Here is a 22,660-nt window from a genome sequence, read left to right on the forward strand (position 1 = left end):
TCATCCACAAGTCGTAATCAAGACACCCTTCCGGCGCGCCAGCCCCGCCGCCGTCCCAGCGGAACGAGCAGCGCCAGCGCGCCGGCCACCATGGCGGCCAGCAGCGCGCCGGCCCCCACCGCCGTGGCGATCCCCTCGGCGGTCTCGTCGCGGGACGGGACCTTGGCGATCGCGTCGGCGGGCAGCGCGGACGGTGGCGGATCGGCCACCACGGGCACGCTCGCGTTCTCGTACGGGAGCACCGCCGTGAGCGCGAGCACCGGGTTCACCATGCCCGCGCCGGTGCCCGCGCCGGCCGCGCCGTCGGCGGTGGCGATGATGCGCCGGCGCACCTGCTCCTGGTTCAGCCCGGGGAAGCGGGCCCGGACCAGGGCGGCGGTGCCCGCCACGTACGGGGTGGCGTAGCTGGTGCCCTCCAGCCCGCGCCGGTAGCTGCGGCCCGGCCAGGGGGCGGTGAGGTCCGTGCCGGGGCCGATCACGCCCACGGGGGTGGCGGCGTTGGACGAGTCGACGCGGCTGCCGTCGGGCGCCGCCCCGCCCACGGACAGCACGCCGTCGTAGGCGGCCGGATACGCGGGCACGTTCTCGTCGTCGGGGCCGGTGACGTTGCCCGCGGCGGCCACCACGACGATGTCGGCGGCCAGCGCCCGCTGGACGGCGGCCCGCAGCGACGGATGGTCGGAGGCCCGGACGGAGACATTGATCACATCTGCGCGGGCGGCGACCGCGTCGTTGATCGCGTCGACGAGCTTGGCGATGTCGCCTTCGCGCTTGTTGCTCTGCTTGACCACCACGAGCTTGGCGTCCGGGGCGACGCCGTGGAAGGGAACGCCGGCCAGGTAGCGGGCGCCGATGATGCCGGTGACGGCGGTGCCGTGGCCGACGCAGTCGTGGTGGCCGGTGTGCGTCTGATCGATGACCTTGGAGATGCGCAACTGCGGATGGCGGTAGTCGACGCCGCTGTCGACGACGGCGACGGTGACCCCGGCGCCGGTGGTCAGCCGCCAGGCGGTCTTGATGTCGAGCCGTTTCTGCGCCCACGGCTCACCGGCGGGCAGCTTGACCGTGCCCTTCTCCGGTTTGCAGTCGTCCGGCGCGGCCGCCGCCGGGGCCGCGGCGAGGTGCAGGGCGAGCAGGCTCGCCAGGAGGACGCGCACGATCATGTCGGGAGAGCGTAGCGCGCCCGTTCCGCCCTGGTGGAGGCCTCGGCGGGACCGGGGCCTCCACCACGGCGCACTCAGCGGGTGGCGGACTCGATGTTGCCCCGGTAGGTGTCGATGACCCGGGACGCCTCGATCAGCTCCTCGGTCATGCGCTGGAAGGCGGTCCGGTAGTTCTGCCACGCGCCCTGGAACTTCTGGGCGCCGGGGCCGGTCCAGGCCGTGCCGACCTTGGCGGCCTCCTTGTCCAGCGCCGACATCGTGGCGCGCACGGCCTCGGACTGCTGCTTGAACTGTGCGGACATCGCCTGCATCTCCGCAGGGTCGCCGCCGAGCATGCTCTGGCTCATGCAAACCTCCTGGCTGGGAAGCTGGATTCGGACGGGGAAGCGCCCTCACCCTAGATGCGCCGTGACCGCCTGGACGGCCTCTATACCAAGCGGCTATCAGTCCATCAGACCGCCCCACCTGCAGATGATCGATTTAGAGCACCTAAACTCCCCTTCAGTAGTCACCCAGGAAGGATGGATGTCGGGTGCAGAAGGTTCTCATCGCCAACCGCGGCGAGATCGCCGTCCGGGTGGCTCGCGCGTGCAAAGACGCCGGGATCGGCAGCGTAGCCGTCTACGCCGACCAGGACCGTGACGCGCTTCACGTGAGAGCGGCCGACGAGGCCTACGCCCTGGGCGGCCAGTCCCCGGCGGAGACCTACCTCGACATCGGCAAGCTGCTCGACGTCGCGGCGCGCTCGGGTGCCGACGCGGTCCACCCCGGCTACGGCTTCCTGGCCGAGAACGCCGACTTCGCGCGGGCGGTCACCGACGCCGGCCTGATCTGGATCGGCCCGCCGCCCGAGGCGATCGCCGCGCTCGGCGACAAGGTGCAGGCCAGGCACATCGCCCAGAAGGTGGGCGCCCCGCTGGTCGCCGGCACCAAGGACCCGGTCTCCGGGGTCGAGGAGGTCGTGGCGTTCGCCGAGGAGCACGGCCTGCCGATCGCGATCAAGGCCGCGTACGGCGGCGGCGGGCGCGGCATCAAGGTGGCCCGCCGTCTGGAGGAGGTCCCCGAGCTGTACGAGTCGGCGGTGCGTGAGGCGACGGCCGCCTTCGGCCGCGGCGAGTGCTTCGTCGAGCGCTACCTCGACCGGCCCCGGCACGTCGAGACCCAGTGCCTGGCCGACCGCCACGGGAACGTCGTCGTCGTCTCCACCCGCGACTGCTCCCTGCAGCGCCGCCACCAGAAGCTGGTGGAGGAGGCCCCCGCGCCCTTCCTCAGCCAGGAGCAGATCGACATCCTCTACTCCAGCTCCAAGGCCATCCTCAAGGAGGCCGGCTACGTGGGGGCGGGCACCTGTGAGTTCCTCGTCGGCCAGGACGGCACGATCTCCTTCCTGGAGGTCAACACCCGCCTCCAGGTGGAGCACCCGGTGACCGAGGAGATCGCCGGCGTCGACCTCGTACGCGAGATGTTCCGGATCGCCGACGGCGAGCCGCTCGGCTACGACGACCCGGAGCTGCGCGGCCACTCGTTCGAGTTCCGGATCAACGCCGAGGACGCGGGCCGCGACTTCATGCCCGCGCCGGGCACGCTCACCGCCATGCGGGTGCCGTCGGGCCCCGGCGTCCGGGTGGACGCCGGCTACGAGGCCGGGATGACGGTGCCGGGCGCGTTCGACTCGCTGGTGGGCAAGCTGATCGTGACCGGCCGCACCCGCCAGGAGGCGCTGGAGCGGTCGCGGCGGGCGCTGGCCGAGTTCGAGATCGACGGCATGCCGACGGTGCTGCCGTTCCACCGGGTGGTGGTGTCGGACCCGGCGTTCACCTCCGAGCCGTTCACCGTCCACACGCGGTGGATCGAGACCGAGTTCGAGAACACCATCGCCCCGTACGCGGGTGAGATCGCCGCCGACGAGCCCGAGCCGCGTGAGACGGTCACGGTCGAGGTCGGCGGGAAGCGGCTGGAGGTCGTGCTGCCCGGCGGGTTCGGCGCGGCGACGGCGGGCTCGTCCGCCGCGAAGAAGCCCCGGCGCTCCGGCGGCGGCGCGAAGAAGGCCGCCGCGGGCGGCGACGCGCTTGTCTCCCCGATGCAGGGCACGATCGTCAAGGTCGTGGCCGGCGACGGCGACACGGTGGCCGAGGGCGACACCGTGGTGGTGCTGGAGGCCATGAAGATGGAGCAGCCGCTGGCCGCGCACAAGTCCGGGGTCATCACCGGCCTCACCGCGGAGATCGGCCAGACGGTCACGTCCGGGGCGGCGATCTGCGAGATCAAGGACGCGTGAAACCGGGCCCGCCGCGGGCCCGGTTTCGGAGCTGCCGGAAGTCCGGGACGCGCGTGGTTCAGCGAGACTGCGCGCTCCCGGAAGGTTCATGGCGGGTAACGTGCGCAGTGAGGAACTTCGCCGACCGCCCGTTCGTCCTCATGGGCGAAGGAGGCTTGCTGCCAATGAAAGATTCGCTGCGCCGCGCAGGGGCCGCGATCGCGGTTCTTATTGCCGGTCTGATGGTCACTCTTGCGCTGTCCCCTGCCGCCCAAGCGGCGGCGGCGCCGCCCGACGCCCAGACGGTGCTCTCCACCTGGAAGGGAGGCGACCCGCTCTTCGTGGCCCCGGGCTCGTCGCTCAGCGCCGACCAGCAGTCGGAGATCCGTGACGCGCTCAAGAGCTCGAAGAACAAGATTTACCTGGCCGCGCTGCCCGACAACACCGTGACCGACCCCGCCGGCTACATCAAGCAGCTCGGCGACGCGGTGAACGCGGCCAAGCAGGGCGGCCAGTGGACGGTCGCCGTGCTCGACGGCCCGTCGCTGTTCGCCGCGTCCAACTTCGGCCGGGCCGGCATGACCGACCAGCTGTCGAAGCTGGCGGTGCGCAACAACGAGGACGTCGTCTCCGGCATGGAGGACTTCATCGCCCGGGTCAACCTGATGGCCGAGGGCAAGACCCGTTCGGCCCTCGACTCCGGGCCGATCAACGACGGCAGCGGCTTCGGCGCGCTGGCCACGCTGGGTGTGCTCGCGCTGGCGGGCGGCGGCGGCTACTTCCTCTACTCGCGCAACAAGAAGAAGAAGCAGGCCATCCAGGACGCCAAGGACCTGGCCGCGGTCAAGCAGACCGTCGAGGAGGACGTCACCAAGTTCGGTGAGGAGATCACCGCGCTCGACACCGACGTGGTCCTCGCCGGCCAGGGCGGCGGGCACATCGAGGAGTGGCAGCAGGCTCTCGACTCCTACGAGAAGGCCAAGACGCAGCTCGCCGCGATCGAGCGGGCCGACCAGGTCCGCGAGGTCACCGGCACCCTCGAGGAGGGCCGTTACGCGCTGGCCGTGGTGAAGGCCCGGGTCAACAACGAGCCGGTGCCCGAGCGGCGCGCGCCCTGCTTCTTCAACCCGCAGCACGGCCCGTCGGTGCGCGACGTGCGCTGGGCTCCGGCCGGCGGCGCGGTGCGCGACGTGCCCGCCTGCAAGTCCGACGCCGAGGCGGTGGAGCGCGGCTTCGACCCGCAGATGCGCGAGGTCATGGTCGACGGCCAGATGCGGCCCTACTACGACGCGGGCCCGGCCTACCAGCCGTACGCCTACGGCTACTACGGCGGCTTCGGCGACATCATGACCGGCATGTTCATCGGCACCATGATGGGCTCCATGATGGGCTGGGGCATGGGCGGCATGATGATGGGCGGCATGATGGGCGGCGGCTACGACGCCGGCGCCGGTGGCGGCGACTTCGGCGGTGGCGGCGATTTCGGCGGCGGTGGAGACTTCGGCGGCGGTGGCGGCTGGAGCGACTTCGGCGGCGGCGATTTCGGCGGCGGCGACTGGTAATCCCGTCCTCAGCTGACACGAGAGCGCGTCCCCTTCCCTGGGGGCGCGCTCTCGTTCTGTTGAGGGCCCGGCTTTGGCTGAAATTCCGAAATTACGTAGTATCGAAGTATGAAGCGAGCCGCACTACTGGCCGCCCTCGTCGTGGCCGCCCTCGCCCTGTTCGTCTCCCCCGGCCCGCCGCGGCTGGGCGCCGCGACGACCGGCGACGCCACCCTGGCGGAGCTGGTACGGGACGCGGCGGGTGACGGCGCTCACCGGGGCCTGTCCGTGGCCCTCATCGAGGACGGCCGGGTCCGGTACGCCGGAGCGGGCGACACCGGCGGCCCCGACGCCCGCCCGGTGGACCAGGACACGCCCTACGAGCTCGGCTCGATCACCAAGCCGCTGACCGGGATGCTGCTGGCGAGCCTGGCCGGGGACGGCCTCTCCCCCGACACCCCGGTCCGTGAGCTGCTGCCGGACGTCCGCTTCTCCGATCCGGCGGTGGGCGCGGCCACCCTCGCCGAGCTGTCCTCGCACCGCGCCGGGGTGCCCAGTGTCCGCTTCACGCCCGCCGCTTTCCTCCGCTCCTACCTGTACGTCTTCGCGGGCGAGAACCCGTACGGCACGGCGGGCGTCGAGAGCATGCTGAACGACGCGGCGGCGGTCTCGGCGCGGGACCGGGGCGAGGTCTCGTACTCGAACCTGGGCGCGGCGCTGCTCGGCGAGGCGCTGGCCCGGCACGCCGGGACCGGCTACGAGGACCTGCTGCGCGCCCGGATCCTCGGCCCGCTCGGCATGGACGCCACCGTCGTGGTCCAGCCCGACGAGCCGCTGCCCGCCGGGCACGCGCACGGCGCGGGGGCGAACGGGCAGCCCGCGGAGCCCTGGCGCGACCACGGGCACGCGGGGGCGGGCGGCGCTGTCTGGTCCACCGCGCACGACGTCGCCCGGCTCGTCCAGAGCGTGATGGCGGGCTCCGCGCCGGGCGCGGACGCGGCCACGCCGCGCTTCGACGCGGGCGAGAACGAGCGGGTGGGCTACGGCTGGTTCACCACCCGCTACGGCGACCGGGAGATCACCTGGCACAACGGCGGCACCGGCGGGTTCCGGACGTACGCGGGCTTCGACCGGGCGTCCGGGCAGGGCGTGGTCGTCATGGGCAACACCGGGACGCCGGTGGACGGCATCGGCCTGCGCCTGCTCGGTGTCGAGGCCCCGGACGGCGGGAACCCGGACTTCCGGCCGCTGATCTTCGCCCTCGTCTTCCCGTTCGCCGGGCTCGGGCTGCTCTACTCGGCGTTCCGCAACCCGGGGCTCGACCGGCTGTCGGTGGTGCGGCGGGGGCTGTGGGCGGCGCTGTTCCTCGGGCTGGCGTACACGGCGGGCGGCTGGGACGTCGTCCCGCCGTTCGTGTGGGCTCTCGGCGCGGGCGTCCTGGCCGCGGCCATCGCCGCCTGCGCGGCCCGCTGGCCTGCCCTGCCGCTCAGCGCCAAGCCGGTGAAGTGGCACACCTGGCTGTCCCCCGCGTTCCCGGCGCTCCTGCTGGCCGGTTTCGCGCTCGTCCTGACGACCTAGGCGCTGGAGCCGGCCGGTTTCGCGTTCGTCCTGGCGACCTAGGTGCTGGAGCGGAGGGCCAGTTGCGGGGTGAGCAGGGTGGCCTCCGGGACGATCTTGCCGTCGAGCTTCTCCATCACCAGCCGGACCGCCTCCCGGCCCACCTCCTCGGCCGGGATCAGCACCGAGGTGAGCGGCGGGCTGGCGCGCTCCGCCACGTCGTCCGGGCAGATGGCGACCACCGCCACGTCCTCGGGGACGCGCCGGCCGAGCTGGCGCAGGGCGCTCAGCACGTGACCGACCGCGGCCTCGTTGTGGACCACGAGCCCCGACAGGTCCGGCTGGTCCCGCAGCAGCCTGCTCAGCGTCGCGTACACCTCGTCGAACGTCTCCTCGCAGGGCAGCGCCAGCCCCTTCACCCGGTGCGCGGCGACGGCGGCGACGAAACCCTCCCGGGTGCGGCGCGCGAACCCGGTGCCGCGCTCGTACACGACGGCGGGCGCGCCGAGCAGCGCGATGCGGGTGTGGCCGCGCTCGGCCAGGTGGGCGACGCACTGCCCGCCGGCGGCGGCGAAGTCCAGATCGACGCAGGTGAGGCCGGCCGGTTCGGCGGGGAAGCCGATGAGCACGCTGGGCTCGGCCAGTTCGCGCAGGAGCGGCACCCGGTTGTCGTCCAGTTCGACGTCCATGAGCACGAACGCGTCGACCAGCGCGCTGGCCGCCACCCGCCGGATGCCGTCGGTGCCCTCGTCGGCGGTCAGCAGCAGCACGTCGTGGTCGTAGCGGCGGGCGGCGGTGACGACCGCGCTGGCGAAGCGCATCAGCACGGGCACGTGCATGCCGGCGCGGAGCGGCAGCACCAGCGCGATCACGTTGGCCCGCTTGCTGGCCAGCGCGCGGGCGCCGGCGTGCGGGTGGTAGCCGAGCGCGTCGATGCTGTCGAGCACCCGCCGCCGGGTGCCGGCCGAGATCGTGCGTTTGCCGCTGAGCACGTACGAGACGGTGCTCACGGCCACTCCGGCGTGCCGGGCGACCTCGGTGATGGTGACCGTGCGCCCGCTCATGTCGCCGCCGCGAAGTCGATCTGGCTGAGCGTGACGCCTTCGTTCTCGAACACGACATAAAGATCGTGCACTCCCGGCGAGGCCGCAAGGGAGGCGGCGATGGGATGCAGGTCGTACCGCCCGGTCCGGGGGACGGGGAAGGTCGCGACGGTCCGCCCGTAGAGCGGGTCCCCGATCCGCAGCGTGAGCACGCCGCCCTCGGTGCTGCCGAGCACGGCCAGGCAGGAGGCCGCGCCGGTGAGGTCCACCTGCCGGAACAGGATCCAGGCGCCCTCGGTGTCGGCCCGGACGGCGTCGCCGCGCTCGCGGCTCGCCTCGGTGAACGTGATCGCGTCGTACTCGTCGTGGTCGGCGGCGCGCAGCGGGCCGCGGCGCGGCGGGACGGTCTCGCCGTCGATCTCGAAGCCGGCGGTGACGCGCAGGTCGGTGGCGCTGCGGCCGGCCATGAGCCGGTGCCGGGCCCGCTCCACGACGAACCGGCCGCGGGTCACGTCCCACCAGGCCAGCTCCCGTACGGGCAGGTCGAGCCGGACGGTGCGGCTCTCGCCGGGCGCGAGCCGGACCTTCTCGAAGCCGCGCAGGCGGCGCAGCGGCTGCTTGACGCGGGAGCGCCGCTGGTGGGTGTAGAACTGGACGACCTCGACGCCTTCGCGCGGCCCGGTGTTGGTGACGGTCACCTCGGCCCGGACCGTCTCGCCGTCGACCTCGGCGGTGAGGCCGGAGTAGCCGAAGCCGGTGTAGCTGAGCCCGTGCCCGAACGGGTAGCGCGGCGTCCCCCGGAAGTACATGTAGGTGGCGTCGGCGGTGATGATGTCGTAGTCGAGCAGGTCGGGCAGCTCCTGCTCGGAGCGGTACCAGGTCTGCGTGAGGCGGCCCTCCGGGTCGGCGTCGCCGAACAGGATCTCGGCCAGCGCGTGCCCGTACTCCTGCCCGCCGTGCGCGGACCAGAGCACCGCGGGCACCCCGGAGGCGGTCCAGGTGAGCGGGCAGCCGCTGCTGATCACCATGACCGTGCGCGGGTTGGCGGCGTGCACGGCCTTCACCACGGCGTCCTGGGCGGGGGCGAGCGCGAGCGTGCCGCGGTCCTCGGTCTCACGGCCGTTCACCAGCGGGTGGTCGCCCACCACGACGACGGCCACGTCCGCGGCGGCGGCCAGTCCGGCGGCCTTCACGGCGCCGCTCTCGACCACGTCGAGCTCCAGCCAGAGCGCCTGGTCGGCGTCGTCGACCAGGCGGAGCGTGCCGTCGCCGGCGGCGCCGACGTAGCAGCCGGTGGAGATGTGCCGCAGCGTCACGGAGCCGCGCGGCCGCTCCTCGATCCGGAACGTCTGGCGCACCTCCCACCCGTTCGGCCCCGGCTGGTCGTTGACGAGCACGCCGTCGTCCACGGAGACGAACCGGCCGGTGGCCGCGGCGCGCAGCGCGTAGGCGCCGCCGCCCCAGTCGAACACGTCGAACTCACCGGGCTCGGTGCCGAGGCTGAGCGGCCCGCCCGCCGGGTCGGCCGTCACGCCGCCGGCCTCGGCGGTCAGCGTCACCCGGTCGACGCCCTCGCAGAACACGGTCTCGCACCGCTCGGCCAGCCCGCCGCGGGCTGTCACTGCGTACGGGAGCGTCCCGCTGTACCAGTCCTCCATGAGCGTGTCGCCGAGCTGGCCGATCACCGCGACCGTGGTGACGCCGCCGAGCGGCAGCAGCCCGTCGTTCTCCAGCAGCACGAACGAGCGCCGCGCGGCCTCGCGGGCGAGGTCCTGGTGGCGCGGGCAGTTGACGACTTCCTCGGTGATGTGGTCGTACGGGGTCGACGGGTCGAACTCGCCGAGCCGGAAGCGGATCGACAGCACGTGGCGCACGGCGGCGTCGATGTCGTCCTCGGTGAGCAGGCCGCGTTCCAGGGCCTGCCCGATGTGCCCGAGTGTGTCCTCGGCCCGGTCGTCGTCCTGGGTGAAGCTGTCCAGCCCGGCCTTGATGGCGTGCGCGTACGCCTCGGCGGGGTCGTCGTGGTAGCCCTGCAGCGTGAACAGGTTGCCGGGCGCGTAGGCGTCGCTGACCACGAGCAGGTCGTCCGGCGCCCAGGCCCGCAGCACCTCGCCGATGAGCGGGCTGAGGTGCGCCGGGCGGCCGTTGACCAGGTTGTAGGAGGGCATGACGGCGACTGCTGCGCCCTGCTCCAGGGCGGGCCGGTAGGCGGGCAGCTCGTACTCGTGCAGCACCCGGGGCGGCAGGTTGCTGGAGGTGACGCAGCGGTCGGTCTCGTTGTTGTACGCGAGGAAGTGCTTGAGCGTGGGGGCCGTCTTCAGCACCTTGGCGTCGCTGCCCCGCAGCCCCCACGCGTACGCCGCGGCCATGAGCCCGGTCAGCCACGGGTCCTCCGAGTAGCCCTCCTCGTTGCGTCCCCAGCGCGGGTCCCGCAGCGGGTTGACCACGGGGGCCCAGACGTTCCGGCCGGCGCCGGTCGGGTCCTTGTGGTGGAAGGCCAGCACCTCGTCGGAGGTGGCCTCGCCGACGCGGCGCACCAGCTCCGGGTCCCAGGTGGAGGCGAGCCCGATGGCCTGCGGGAACACGGTGGCGGGGCCCAGCCAGGCCAGGCCGTGCAGGGCCTCGGTGCCGGTGCGGAACGCCGCCACGCCCAGCCGGTCGACGGGTGCCTGGTACTGGTGGAGCAGACCGATCTTCTCCTGGAGCGTGAGCCTGCCCGCCAGGTCGGCGATCCGGTGGTGGAGGGGTATCTCGGGATCGCGGAAGGGTTCGTGCATGGCCATCCTCGGGGGGTGTCGAAGCGCTTCGATGACCGGCCGGTGGGGGTTGCGTCGGTGTTTCCGGAGTTTCATGAAGGGTGCACGCGTTTGTGAACCTAGGTCAAGAGGTTCGTGAGATTCCGCCCGGCAATCTTCCCGAATCGAGCGAGTCGAGCACCCGCGCCGCCCCGCCCAGAGCCGCCGCGTCGTGGCCGAGCGTCGAGGCGACCACCTCGCAGCCCCCGGCGTCCGGCGCGATGGCGCCGTCGCGCACGGCGGCGCGCACCGGCTGCAGCAGCCACGGGGCCAGCGGCACGTAGTAGCCGCCGAGGATGACCACCCGGGGGTTGAGCAGGTTCGCGATGATCGACACGCCCCGGCCCAGCCCGGCGCCCACGGCGTGGAGCGTGGCCAGCGTGGCCTCGTCACCGGCCTTGGCCGATCTGACGACCTCCTCCAGCTCGATCTCGATCTCCGCCGGGGACGGGTCGGCCCGGCGCAGCACCGCGCCGATGCCGGCCACCGCCTCCAGGCATCCGCGCCGCCCGCAGCGGCAGGGGGGACCGTCGGGGTCGAGCTGGACGTGGCCCAGCTCGCCGCTGTAACCCAGGCCGCCCCGGCGCAGCCGCCCGTCGAGGATGACGCCCGCGCCGACGCCCATCTGACCGGTCAGGTAGACCAGGTCGTCGGCTCCCGCATGGCCTCCGAAGCGCTGCTCGGCCAGGGCCGCGAGGTTGGCGTCGTTGTCGACCTGGACGGCGAAGCCGGGGTCGCGCAGCGCCTTGGTCAGGTCGCCGCCGATGTCGGCGTCGCGCCAGCCGAGGTTGGGCGCGATCCGTACGATGCCCTGCACGTCGACCAGGCCGGGCACGGCGACCGCGAGGCCGAGGACCTGCCGCTCCTCCTTCGCCATCCGGTTGACCACCCGCCGGACGATGGCGGCGACGTTGGCCACCCCCTGGTTGACCGAGTCGCCCGCGCTGAAGGAGCGCCGCCAGGCCAGCAGCCGCTCTCCCGCCAGGTCGGTCGCGACGGCCGAGACGTAGTCGACGTTGATCTCGACGCCGATCGCGGCGTACGGGGAGCCGTCGAGGACCAGCATGGTGGCGGGCCGGCCGACGCGGTTCTCGGTGAGGCCGGTCTCGCGCACCAGGCGGCGGTCGATCAGGTCGGCGACCAGGCTGGAGACGGTCGCCTTGTTGAGCCCCGTGTTCGCGGCGATGTCGGCGCGGGAGCACGGCGCGTGCTCGCGCACGAACCGGAGCACGACCGCGAGGTTGGTGGCCCGGACGTCGGCGAAGTCCGCCGGCTGCGGGCCGGTCGTGGAAGTGATCAAATCAGCCCCGTTCCCACCGAGAAGTGCCCCCAGCATGCCGCATCGCGGGCTCCCTTCACCAACCTGTGACCGTGACGCTCCCTTGTGGTCGCGGTCACAGTCTACTAATTTGTTTGGGCGTAATACCAACTAATTAATCCTAGTTGGCCACCCCCATTCGGAGAAGGGTGCGAGCGATGAATCCGACGACTCGCCGAGGGTTCCTCAGCCTGGCCGGCGCGGGCGTCCTGGCGGCGGCGACCGGCTGCGCCGAGAAGAGAGGCCCCGCCCAGGGCACCGCGGTCGCCGCCGACAAACTGGCGAGCCTGGTGCCCACCCGCGTCCCGTTCGAGATCCCCGGCCTGAAGCCCGACCTGCCCGGCAGCGAGTTCGTCGCCCCCGGCTTCCTCACCCGGCCCGCGCAGATGGTCCAGGCGGTCACCGCCAAGCCGATCACCAGCGGCTCCGAGGTGACCGCGATGACCCCGCTCTGGGGCACGGTCCCGCCCGGGCTCGGCGACAACTCCTACTACGCGGCCGTCAACGAGCGGCTGGGCGGCACCGTACGGTTCAACATCTCGGACGGCAACACGTACGTGCAGAAGGTCTCCACCCTGCTGGCCAGCGGCGACGTCCCCGAGATGATGCAGATCCCCGGCTGGGAGCTCATCAAGATCGCCCGCTTCACCGAGGCCGCCAACAAGCTCTTCGCCGACCTGTCGCCCTTCCTGGCCGGGGACAAGGCCAAGGACTTCCCGCTGCTGGCCAACTACGACACCGCCGCCTGGCAGTACGGCGTGTTCGGCGGCGTCTTACAGGGCATCCCCTGGCAGAACGACCCCTTCCCGTTCGCCCTCTTCGTCCGCCAGGACATCCTCGACGAGCTGGGCCTGCCGCACCCCAAGACCACCGACGACCTGCTCACGCTGGGCAAGGAGCTGACCGACCCCAGGAAGAAGCGCTGGGCGTTCGGCGGCGTCGACCAGGAACTCCAGCGCGCCTTCGGCTCTCCCCGCGAATGGCGCAAGACCTCCCAGGGCACGCTCGTCCACAAGTACGAGACCGAGGAGTTCGCCGCCTCGGTGGAGCTCCTGACCAAGCTCTTCGAGAACGGCTGGGTCCACCCCGAGGTCGTCGCCAACGCGTTCGCCGACCAGAAGGCGCCCTTCGGCAGCGGCCAGCTCATCATGATGAAGGACGGGCTCGGCGCCTGGCACGAGAACCTCGGCCGCTTCCTGCCGGACAACCCCGACTTCAACCAGCAGGCCGTGGCGCCGTTCGCCGCCGAGGCCGGGCAGGCGCCGATCGTCTGGCGCAACGAGCCCGCCAGCATGTTCTGCTTCATCAAGAAGGGCCTGGACGAGGCCCGCACCCGCGAACTGCTGGCCATCGCCGACTGGTGCTCGGCCCCGTTCGGCACCCAGGAGTACGAGCTGGTCAACAACGGCGTCGAGGGCGAGCACTACACGGTCGAGAGCGGCAAGGTCGAGCAGACCGCGCTGGGCCGCAAGGAGGTCGCGCCCACGTACATGTTCCTGTCCGGCCGGCCGCCGGTGAACGCCATGAGCCAGTACGAGGGCCTGGTCCAGTCGCTGTGGGACTGGTCGAACGGCGCGGCCAAGTACCTGGAGAACGACCCGTTCGTGGGCATCCGGGTGGAGACGCCGTCGAAGATGGCCGGCCTGGTCCAGCCGACCGAGGACAAGCTCAACGAGATCTACCGGGGCAAGCGGCCCGTCTCCGAGTGGAAGCAGATCGTCAAGGAATGGCAGGAGAAGGGCGGCAACGAGGCCCGCGAGTTCTACAGCGAGGTCGCCCGGGAGAACGGCCGGCTGTGACTCCCGGCACCACGGCGACCGTGGCGAAGCCGGTGCGGCGCGGCTCGTCCGGGGCCCGGGGCAAGCCCGTCACCTGGCGGGCCAAGCTGCGCCGCGACTGGCCGCTGCTGCTGATGAACCTGCCGATGCTGGTGCTGGTGGTGGCGTTCTGGTGGATCCCGGGGCTCGGCAACGTCATCGCCTTCCAGGACTACAGCCCCTACTCCGGCGGCATCCTGGGCAGCCCGATCATCGGCTTCACCAACTTCGCGCTGCTCTTCCAGGACCCGCAGTTCCTGCGCGCGATCGTCAACACGCTGTCGATCACCGCCTTCCAGCTGGTCTTCTACTTCCCGGTGCCGATCATGCTGGCGCTGCTGCTCAACAGCGTGGTCTCGGCCAGGCTGCGGGCGTTCGTGCAGGGCGTCGTCTACATGCCCTACTTCTTCTCGTGGGTGCTGGTGGTGGCGATCTTCCAGCAGATGTTCGGCGGCGCGGGGCTGCTGGCCCAGCTGCTGCGCGAGCGCGGTCACGAGGGCGTCGACTGGATGACGAACTCCGACACGTTCATCCTGCTGCTCACCACGCAGACGATCTGGAAGGACGCCGGCTGGGGGGCGATCATCTTCCTGGCCGCGCTGAGCACGATCAACCCCAGTCTGTACGAGGCGGCGGCGGTCGACGGCGCCAAGCGGTGGCGCCGGATGTGGCACATCACGCTCCCGGGGCTGCGGCCGGTGATCGTGCTGCTGCTGATCCTGCGCCTGGGCGACGCGCTGAACGTCGGCTTCGAACAGTTCATGCTGCAGCGCAGCGCGGTCGGCAGCGAGGTGTCGGAGGTGTTCGACACCTTCGTCTACTACTCGGGGCTCAACACCGGGGATCTGGGTTACGGCGCCGCCGCCGGGCTGTTCAAGGGCCTGGTCGGGCTGCTGCTGATCATCGCGGCCAACCGGGTGGCGCACGCGTTCGGCGAGCGAGGAGTGTATTCGAGATCATGAGGAAGAAGAAGCCGTCGGGGCTGGCGGCGTGGGAGGAGCCGCCCTCGCCGGTCGGGCAGGCCGGCAAGGGCGTGGTGCTGGCGGGCATCGTGCTGGCCGTGCTCTTCCCGCTCTACACGATCGTGCTGACGAGCCTGAGCTCCAAGGCGACGGTGAACCGGGTGGGCGGGCTGGTGCTGGTCCCGGACGGCATCACCTTCGACGCCTATATCCAGATTTTTTCGGACACGGTGGTGCGGCGGGCCGTGCTCGTCGCCACCGGCGTCACCCTCGTCGGCACCGCCCTCAGCCTGGGCGTCAGCATCCTCGGCGCCTACTCGCTGGCCCGGCCCGGCTCGTTCCTGCACCGGCCGCTGCTCTTCGCGGTGCTGCTGATGTTCGTCTTCTTCCCGGGCATCATCCCCGTCTACCTGATGGTGAGCGGGCTCGGGCTGAAGGACAGCTACTGGTCGCTGATCCTGCCGACGGCCGTGTCGGCCTTCAACGTGGTGGTGCTCCGGGCGTTCTTCATGAACATCCCCGGCGAGATCATGGACAGCGCCCGGATCGACGGCGCGGGCGAGTTCCGCATCCTCTGGCGGATCGTGCTGCCCATGTCGAAGGCGGTCACCGCCGTCGTCGGCCTGTTCTACGCGGTCGGCTACTGGAACGCCTGGTTCAACGCCATGCTCTACCTGGAGGACACCCGCAAGTGGCCGCTCGCGCTGGTCTTGCGGCAGTACGTGGTCGACTCGAACCCGCTGCCCACGGCGACCGTGGGCGTGACCGGCGCGGGCGACACCCCGCCGACGCTGGCCATCAAGATGGCGATCGTGGTGGTGGCCGTGGTCCCCGCGCTGGTCATCTACCCGTTCGTGCAGCGCCACTTCACCAAGGGCGTGCTGATCGGGGCCGTCAAGGGCTGATCCGCGACGGCAGCCACCAGTTCCAGCGGCCCATCATCGCCACCACCGCCGGGACCAGCACGCCGCGGATGAGCGTGGCGTCGAGCAGGATGCCCAGGGCCAGCCCGCTGGCGAACACCTTGACGTCGAGCTCCGGCGTCATGGCCAGCGCCGCGAACGAGACGAACAGGACCAGCGCCGCCGAGGTGACCAGCCGCCCGGTCCGGCCCACGCCCGCCACGACGGCGTGCCGGGTGTCGCCGGTCCTGTCGTACTCCTCGCGCATGCGGGCCAGGATGAACACCTCGTAGTCCATGCTGAGCCCGTACAGGAAGGCGAAGATCGTGAGCGGCACGAACTCGCCGATGGAACCGGTCGGCTGGATGCCCAGGATCTCCCTCGTACCCCAGCCCCACTGCCACAGCAGCACCATCGCGCCGAGCACGGCGCCGAGAGACAGCAGGTTGAGCGCGATCGCCTTGAGCGGCAGCAGCAGCGACCGACGAGCTGGCGGAGCGGGTCGCGTTCGTGCTGATCGGCACGTCCGGGTTCGGGCTGGCGGCGCTGACTCTGCTGGCCGCCCTGCTGATCCGGCGTGGCCTGCGCCCGCTGGACCGCATCGTCGGCACGGCGGCGGCGATCGGCGGCGGCGACCTGGGGCGGCGGGTCGAGGCCGGGCCGCCGGGCACGGAGGTCGGGCGGCTCGGCGACGCGCTCAACGCGATGCTGGGCCAGATCGAACGGGCCTTCCGCGAGCGGGAGGAGTCGGAGGACCGGCTGCGCCGGTTCGTCGCGGACGCCTCCCACGAGCTGCGCACCCCGGTCGCCACCATCCGCGGCTACGCCGAGCTGTTCCGGCGCGGCGCCGCGACCCGGCAGGACGACCTGGAGAAGGCGATGCGCCGGATCGAGGCGGAGGCGGCCAGGATGGGCTCGCTCGTGGACGAGCTGCTGCTGCTCGCCCGCCTCGACCAGGGCCGCCCACTGGACCGCGCCCCCGTCGAGCTGACCGAACTGGCCGCCGACGCCGTGGCGGACACGCTGGCGATCGACCCGGACCGGCCGCTGTCGCTCGACTACGACGGCCCGGTCCGGGTGACCGGCGATGCCGCCCGGCTCCGGCAGGTGGTGGGCAACCTCCTGGCCAACGTGCTCGACCACACCCCGACGGGCACCCCGGCCACGGTGCGGGTCGGCCTCGACGGCGGTCGTGCGCTGATCGAGGTCGCCGACGCGGGGCCGGGGATGGCGCCGGACCACCTCGCGCGGGTGTTCCAGCGCTTCTACCGGGTGGACCACGGCCACGGGCGCGACACCCGGAACGGCGGCGCGGGCCTGGGCTTGTCCATCGTCGAGGCCGTGGTGACGGCGCACGGCGGCGACGTCTCGGCGCGCGCCGTCCCCGGCGGGGGAACCTCCTTCCTGGTGCGGCTGCCCGTCTCAGAGCGCTAGACGAGCGTGCAGGTGAGTGCGGCTGTCCGTCTCAGGACCCGGGCGTGCAGGTGGGTACAGCTGCCCGTCTCAGAGCACTAGACGGGCGTGCAGGTGAGAGTAGGTGCGGCGCCGCCGGCGCTCTGGCTGCCGTTGAAGCCGAACGACGTGGTGGCGTCCGGGGCCAGGTCGCCGTTGTAGGCGGCGTTGGTGACGCTCACGTTCGCGCCCGACTGGGTGTGCGAGCCGCTCCAGAGCTGGGTGATGCGCTGGTCGCCGGGCCAGGTCCAGGTGACCCGCCAGCCGGTGATGGCCGAGCTGCCGGTGTTGCGTACCGTGACCTCGGCCTGGAAGCCGCCGGGCCACTCGTTGCCCGCCTGGTAGGTGGCCGTGCAGCCGGTGCCGGGGGTGACGGTGGGCGTCACGGTCGGGGTGACGGTGGGCGTCACGGTCGGAGTGACGGTTGGGGTCACCGTGGGGGTGACGGTGGGCGCCGGGCCGGTGCGGTCGCCGTAGATGATGCCGCGGCCGTTGGTGCCCAGGTAGACGCGGCCGTACACGCGCGGGTCGCCGGTGAGCGCCTCGCCCATGTTGCCCCACTGGTGCTCGTCGTCGTTGATCCGGACCCAGCTCCCGCCCGCGTTGTCGGAGCGGTAGAGGCCGGTGACGCCGTCGATGGTGGCGACCGCGTAGATGGCCATGTAGTCGGCGCCGGGCGCGGCCTTGCCGAAGCCGACGTTCACCGAGCCGGTGATGCCGGAGACCTTGGTGAAGGAGGCGCCGCTGTCGGTCGAGTGCCACAGCCCGCCCTCGCCCGCCAGCCAGATGTCGCCCTCGATGCCCGGCACGGCCTTGAACTTGCCGGTCTGGGGCAGCCCGGAGGCGGCGGTGGCGGTGAACGACGCGCCGCCGTCCGTGCTGACGTGGAAGCGGCCGCCGGCGAACCCGTAGAACTTCGAGGAGTTCTCCCGGTCGGACTCGACGATCGCGTCCGTGGGCAGGCCCTGCACCTGGGTCCAGGAGTTGCCGAAGCCGACCGAGTAGTGCGGGGTGACGCCGCGCGGCGCCCAGACGAAGCGGGAGCCGTCGGCCGCCGCCGCGACCGTGCCGCCCTCGTTGATGCCGCCGGGCTCGGTGCCCTGGAACCAGTTGGCGCCGCCGTCGGTGGAGAAGGCCACGTGGCTGTCGTTCGGCCGGTCGGCGTCGGTGAAGTTGCCGGCCCGGACCATGACCGACGGGTTCTGCTCGGCGTAGTCGAGGCTGGTGGTGGAGGTGAAGTTCGGCGAGGTGAACATCATGGCCGGGACCGCGTCCAGGTCCGTGTGCCGGAACCCGGCGATGTCGCCCAGGCCGCTGATCAGCGGGGCGCCGCTGGGCGGGCTGATCAGGTCGAGCACCGCGGTCTCCTCCAGGCCCCTGACCATCGGCTTGATGGTGAACTGACCGCCGGAGTCCCACTGGGTGAGGTTCTCGGTGCCGTAGATGGTGGCGCCGGTCCCGTACATCATCCGGTCGGAGTCGAACGGGTCGATCTCCAGCGACTCGGTCATCCAGCCGAGCTTGGGCGTGACCTCGGGCGGCTGCGGGTCGGTGCCGAAGGTCAGCCAGGGCACCTCGGAGATGTCCATCTCGTAGCGGAAGCTGCGGTCGGGGTAGGAGGTCCAGTCCCAGACCCGGGTCCAGGTGTCGCCGGAGTCGGTCGACCGGAAGAAGATGACGTCGGGCCACCAGGAGATCTGGGTGGCGACCATCAGCGTGCCGGGGTTCTGCCGGTCGAGGGTGAGGCCGCTGTAGCCGAAGTAGCCGTCCTCGCTGGACGACGGGACGGGGCTGACCTGGGTCCAGTCGCCGGTGGCGGTGTCGAGCCGCCACACGTCGCCCTTGGCGCCGTCGTACGGGCCGCTGGTGTCGCTGGTGGCGATGAACAGGTGGCCGTTCTCGGCGTCGAGCACGCCCTTGTGCGCGATGTAGCCGGTGGGCTGGCCCGCGACCCGCTGCCAGGTGGCCCCGGCGTCGGTGGTGCGGTAGACGGTGTTCTGCTTGTCGGCGACGCCCACGTAGATGGTGCTGGTGGCGGCGCCGCCGCTGGACGAGCGCGGGTCGAAGGTCACCCAGACGACGCCGGGGCGGTGGCTCTGGTAGCCGTTGGGGTCGCCCGGGTCGTCGGCGTGGTCGCCGGCGTTGGGGAAGCTGGTCACCTTCGACCAGGTGGCGCCGTGGTCGGTGCTGCGCCACAGGCCGTTGCCGTTGGGCGCGCCGAAGTACAGGACGCTGTTGCGGTTGGGATCGACGGCCAGCGCCTCGCCCATGCCGCGGCCGGGCATGTTGCCGCCGAGCTTGAACGGCAGCTCTGCGGCCTGCCAGGTGTCGCCCTTGTCGGTGGAGCGGAGGATGGCCCCGTTGTTGGGGTCCCAGTCGTTGGTGTACATGCCGACGGCGGCGTACAGCCGGTTGGTCTGGACGGGGTCGGTGGCGAGGCTGATGACGCCGTTCCAGCCCCACTTGTCCCAGCCCACCCAGTCGAGCAGCGGTGTCCAGGTTTTCGACGACTGGTTCCAGCGGTAGGCGCCGCCGATGTCGGTGCGGGCGTAGATCAGGTTGCGTTCGCCGGGGTTGAAGACGATGCCGGGCACGAACCCGCCGCCGTCGATCCGCACGTTCTTGAAGGTGTACGGGTCCGCCGCGACGGCGGAGACCGGGGTCATCCGCACCACTGCTGTGGCCAGCAGGACGGCGGTGATCGCGAGCAGGCTGAGTAATGCCTTTCGCATGAGCGGCTCTCCCTTTCCTGGCACGCCGCTTCGGCGCACCCGAGGACAAACAGATGACCGCCATGCACGACCAGGTTGCAGGACCCTGACCATCGCCGCGCCCTCGCGCATGAGCAATCAAAAGGCTCACATACGCCTCACCGGCCCGTCAATAGTTTGGACGCACAACGAAATAAGTCGGCCCGGCGCGGAGCCATGCTCTCCGCGCCGGGCCGACGGTTCTCAGCGGGCCAGGGTCAGGTCCCGGAGCCGGACCTCGCCCCGGAACACCACGTACAGGTCACCCTTGCCGCCCCGGATGTCGGCCGTGACCGTCGTGTACTCGTACACCCCGCCCGTGGCCGGCACCCGCACGGAGGCCAGCAGAGCGCCCTTCGGCGAGCCGCGCCGGAGCTCGATCCCGCCGCCCTCGGCCGAGGCGACCCCGGCGCTGAACCGGCCGCCGTAGACCGCGTCGGCGAACAAGATCCAGCCGCCGTCCGACCCCGCCACCACGTCGCCGCGCACCTTGTCCTCGTCGGCGAAGGCGACGCCCGCGTAGTCGTCGAAGTTCATCGCCCTGGTCGGCTCGGTGAGGTCGCGCGGCGGCACCTTCTCCCCCTTCACCTTCAGCGTCGTGCGCTGCCGGATCCGGTCGGAGGCGGAGCCGACGAGCACGTCGTGGGTGGCGTCCTCGACCACCCACTTGTCGCGCGTCTGGTCCCAGACCGCCAGGTCAGACTTGGGCAGCCGGAACGTCACGGTCTCCGACTCGCCCGGCGCCAGCGCGATCCGCTGGAAGCCGCGCAGCCGCTTGACCGGCTGGTCGAAGCGGGACCGCCGCTGGTGGGTGTAGAGCTGGACGACCTCCTCGCCCGCGACCCGGCCGGTGTTGGTCACCTTGACGCTGACCTGCTCGCCCCGGACCTTCAGCCCCTGGTAGCCGAAGGTGGTGTAGCTGAGCCCGTGACCGAAGGCGAACAGCGGCCGGTCCTTCTGGTACAGGTACGTCATCCCGGTCTTGGCCAGGTCGTAGTCCAGGATGCTCGGCAGCTTGTCGCTCGCGTACCAGGTCTGGGTGAGCCGCCCGGCCGGGTTGACGTCGCCGAACAGCACGTCGGCGACCGCGTGCCCGGTCTCCGCGCCCGCGTGCGTGGTCCACAGCAGCGCCGGGGCGTCCACGATGACGGGATAGCTGGTCTCCAGCACCACCACGGTCTTCGGGTTGGCCTTCCGCACGGCCTCGATCAGCCGCCGCTGCCCGTCGCCAAGCCGCAGGTCGTCGCGGTCGTGGAACTCCCGCCCGTGCACCCACGGGTGGCTGCCCACCACGACGACCGCCACCTCTGCCTCGCGCGCCTGCTCGGCCGCCGCGGCGATGCCGTCGGAGACGACCTCCTTGGCGAACCGCGCCGCCTCCGCCTTCGGGGCCAGCGCCAGCGCGCCGTCCGCGGTGACGCTCACGTACGGGTCGGGCAGGGCGAACCAGTCCTCGACCGTCTCGAAGCCCGCGTACCGGATCAGGTAGCCGCCGTCGCCCTGCTTCTCCAGCGCGAACTGCTGCGACACGTACCAGCCGTTGGGATCGTCGTCGTCGGTGTCCAGCGAGCGCCAGTCGCCGCCGAGCAGCTTGCCGTTGCCCGCGTTGCGCAGCGTCGAGACGCCGCTCACCCAGTCGGTCACGTCCCACAGCGAGGCGGGCGTGGGGACGGTGTCGGTGAGGGCGGCGTTATCGTCGGGGCCGGTGCCGGTGGCCGTCACGTACTTGCCGGACTCGACGTGCTTGAGCGCGATCCGCTCCAGGCCCTCACTGGTGGTCACGTCGGCGACCCGCTCCTTGATCCCGTCCAGCGGGGTGACCTGGTACGGCATCCTGCCCGCGTACCAGTCGCTGTAGAGCCTGTCGGCCAGCGGGCCGACCACGGCGGCCGACTTCGGCGACTTCAGTGGGAGCGTGCCGGAGTTCTTCAGCAGCACCGCCGCCTTGGCGGCGGTCTCGCGGTTGAGCGCGCGGTGCGCGGCGCTGTCGATCACGTCCGGGCCGATGTTCCTGTACGGTCCCCCGTCCGGGTCGAAGTGGCCCAGGCGGAACCGGATGGTCAGCGCCCGGCTCACGCTCCGGTCCACGTCGGCCTCGGTGATCAGGCCGCGGTCCAGGGCGGCGGTGAGGTGCTGCCGCATCGGGCCGGCGTCGCTGCCGTCGACGGTGAAGCTGTCCTGTCCGGACTTGAGCACCGCGGCGAACGCCTCGGCCTTGTCGTCGAAGTACCGCTCCAGGTCGGTGAGCGCGTGCGGCCCCCAGGCGTCGCTGACGTTGTAGAGCGTCTTGTCCGTCCACGACCTGACGACCTCTTCCAGGTCGGCGTTGACGTGGTTGGGCCGCCCGTTCACCAGGTTGTACGAGGCCATGACCCCGGTGGCGGCGTCGGCCGAGATCGCCGCCCGGAACGGCTGCTCGTAGTACTCGTGCTTGAGCCGGGGCGTCAGGTTGGAGGAGGTGAGGCTCCGGTCCACCTCGTTGTTGTAGGCCAGGTAGTGCTTCAGCACGGGCGCGGTCTTCAGGTAGAACGGGTCGTCGCCCTGGAGTCCCTTGCCGTAGGCGGTGGCCATGGCGCCGGTCAGCAGCGGGTCCTCGGAGTAGCCCTCCTCGTTGCGGCCCGCCCGCGGGTCGCGCAGCGGGTCGACCACCGGCGCCCAGACCTGCAGCCCCCAGAGCGTCGGGTCGGTCGCGTGGTAGCCGCGCACCTCGTCGCCGACGGCCGAGCCGACCTTCTTCACCAGCTCCGGGTCCCACGTGCTGGCCAGGCCGACGGCCTGCGGGAACACGGTCCCGCTCGCCAGCTTCTGGTTCCAGCCGTCGTTCAGGTCGTTGGACCAGGCGACGCCGTGCAGCGCCTCGGTGCCGTTCTTGTGGTACGGGATGCCCAGCCGCGGGATCGCCTCCTGCGACTGGTGCAGCAGGCCCAGCTTCTCCGGCAAGGTGAGCCGGCCCAGCAGGTCGGCGACCCGCTGCTCCACCGGCAGCGACGGGTCGCGGAACGGGAGGTCCTGCGCCGCCGCGGCGGGCGCGGTGAACACCCCCGCGACCAGCGTGAGCGCTAGCGGGATGCCTAACCATCTCTTCATGGGTTCTCCTCGGGAG

15 protein-coding genes are annotated in these 22,660 nt (G+C 71.7%); 7 read left to right on the forward strand and 8 right to left on the reverse strand.

All coding sequences use genetic code 11. The features are described from left to right. Positions 1–17: 17 nt before the first annotated feature. Both AB0J42_RS32440 and AB0J42_RS32445 read right to left on the reverse strand, forming a co-directional pair. Positions 18–1,163, reverse strand: coding sequence for a S8 family serine peptidase (locus AB0J42_RS32440; RefSeq protein WP_364301257.1), 1,146 nt, complete (start codon positions 1,161–1,163; stop codon positions 18–20). Positions 1,164–1,237: 74 nt separating this feature from the next. Further along, positions 1,238–1,510, reverse strand: coding sequence for a WXG100 family type VII secretion target (locus AB0J42_RS32445; protein ID WP_364301259.1), 273 nt, complete (start codon positions 1,508–1,510; stop codon positions 1,238–1,240). Positions 1,511–1,695: 185 nt separating this feature from the next. Between AB0J42_RS32445 and AB0J42_RS32450 the strand changes: the two genes are divergently transcribed. The 3 genes from AB0J42_RS32450 to AB0J42_RS32460 all read left to right on the forward strand — a co-directional run bounded on the left by AB0J42_RS32450 (position 1,696) and on the right by AB0J42_RS32460 (position 6,539). Next, a complete protein-coding gene (locus AB0J42_RS32450; RefSeq protein WP_364301261.1) occupies positions 1,696–3,441 on the forward strand; it encodes a biotin carboxylase N-terminal domain-containing protein in 1,746 nt (581 codons plus the stop codon). Positions 3,442–3,605: 164 nt separating this feature from the next. Then, positions 3,606–4,982, forward strand: a complete 1,377-nt coding sequence (locus AB0J42_RS32455; protein WP_364301263.1) for a hypothetical protein — start codon at positions 3,606–3,608, stop codon at positions 4,980–4,982. A gap of 108 nt (positions 4,983–5,090) precedes the next feature. After that, positions 5,091–6,539 (forward strand): serine hydrolase domain-containing protein, encoded by a 1,449-nt coding sequence (locus tag AB0J42_RS32460; protein ID WP_364301265.1) that lies wholly within the window; start codon positions 5,091–5,093, stop codon positions 6,537–6,539. A 38-nt stretch (positions 6,540–6,577) separates the two neighbouring features. On the opposite strand, the gene AB0J42_RS32465 is transcribed toward AB0J42_RS32460, so the two are convergent. From AB0J42_RS32465 to AB0J42_RS32475, 3 genes are all read right to left on the reverse strand, one after another. Then, entirely contained in the window at positions 6,578–7,582 is a 1,005-nt protein-coding gene (locus AB0J42_RS32465) for a LacI family DNA-binding transcriptional regulator (protein ID WP_364301267.1), read from the reverse strand. Next, the gene (locus AB0J42_RS32470; RefSeq protein WP_364301269.1) at positions 7,579–10,338 is read right to left on the reverse strand and encodes a glycoside hydrolase family 3 C-terminal domain-containing protein; all 2,760 of its coding nucleotides are present in this window, start codon (positions 10,336–10,338) and stop codon (positions 7,579–7,581) included. The genes AB0J42_RS32465 and AB0J42_RS32470 overlap by 4 nt, the downstream gene beginning before the upstream one ends. A 103-nt stretch (positions 10,339–10,441) precedes the next feature. Beyond that, positions 10,442–11,656 carry an ROK family transcriptional regulator gene (locus AB0J42_RS32475; RefSeq protein WP_364301271.1) on the reverse strand — a complete coding sequence of 405 codons (1,215 nt, stop codon included), beginning with the start codon at positions 11,654–11,656 and terminating at the stop codon, positions 10,442–10,444. A gap of 176 nt (positions 11,657–11,832) precedes the next feature. On the opposite strand from AB0J42_RS32475, the gene AB0J42_RS32480 reads away from it, so the two are divergent. The 3 genes from AB0J42_RS32480 to AB0J42_RS32490 are packed head-to-tail and all read left to right on the forward strand — an operon-like array spanning position 11,833 to position 15,358. After that, positions 11,833–13,473, forward strand: coding sequence for an extracellular solute-binding protein (locus tag AB0J42_RS32480; RefSeq protein WP_364301274.1), 1,641 nt, complete (start codon positions 11,833–11,835; stop codon positions 13,471–13,473). 20 nt (positions 13,474–13,493) lie between these two features. Continuing rightward, positions 13,494–14,453 (forward strand): ABC transporter permease subunit, encoded by a 960-nt coding sequence (locus AB0J42_RS32485; RefSeq protein WP_364301276.1) that lies wholly within the window; start codon positions 13,494–13,496, stop codon positions 14,451–14,453. Further along, positions 14,450–15,358 carry a carbohydrate ABC transporter permease gene (locus AB0J42_RS32490; protein WP_364301278.1) on the forward strand — a complete coding sequence of 303 codons (909 nt, stop codon included), beginning with the start codon at positions 14,450–14,452 and terminating at the stop codon, positions 15,356–15,358. Before AB0J42_RS32485 ends, AB0J42_RS32490 begins: the two co-directional genes overlap by 4 nt. On the opposite strand, the gene AB0J42_RS32495 is transcribed toward AB0J42_RS32490, so the two are convergent. Continuing rightward, on the reverse strand, positions 15,348–15,833 hold the full coding sequence (locus AB0J42_RS32495; RefSeq protein WP_364301304.1) for an MMPL family transporter: 486 nt from the start codon (positions 15,831–15,833) through the stop codon (positions 15,348–15,350). The two genes, AB0J42_RS32490 and AB0J42_RS32495, sit on opposite strands and share 11 nt — an antisense overlap. A 32-nt stretch (positions 15,834–15,865) precedes the next feature. Between AB0J42_RS32495 and AB0J42_RS32500 the strand changes: the two genes are divergently transcribed. Beyond that, a complete protein-coding gene (locus AB0J42_RS32500) occupies positions 15,866–16,789 on the forward strand; it encodes a HAMP domain-containing sensor histidine kinase (protein WP_364301280.1) in 924 nt (307 codons plus the stop codon). 77 nt (positions 16,790–16,866) lie between these two features. Here AB0J42_RS32500 and AB0J42_RS32505 read toward each other — a convergent pair whose 3' ends face one another. Together AB0J42_RS32505 and AB0J42_RS32510 are read right to left on the reverse strand one after the other, a co-directional pair. Further along, on the reverse strand, positions 16,867–19,539 hold the full coding sequence (locus AB0J42_RS32505; RefSeq protein ID WP_364301282.1) for a cellulose binding domain-containing protein: 2,673 nt from the start codon (positions 19,537–19,539) through the stop codon (positions 16,867–16,869). A gap of 222 nt (positions 19,540–19,761) precedes the next feature. Next, entirely contained in the window at positions 19,762–22,644 is a 2,883-nt protein-coding gene (locus AB0J42_RS32510; protein ID WP_364301284.1) for a glycoside hydrolase family 3 C-terminal domain-containing protein, read from the reverse strand. Positions 22,645–22,660: the final 16 nt, after the last annotated feature.

It is taken from the genome of Nonomuraea sp. NPDC049649 (assembly GCF_040675175.1).
GTDB lineage: Bacteria > Actinomycetota > Actinomycetes > Streptosporangiales > Streptosporangiaceae > Nonomuraea.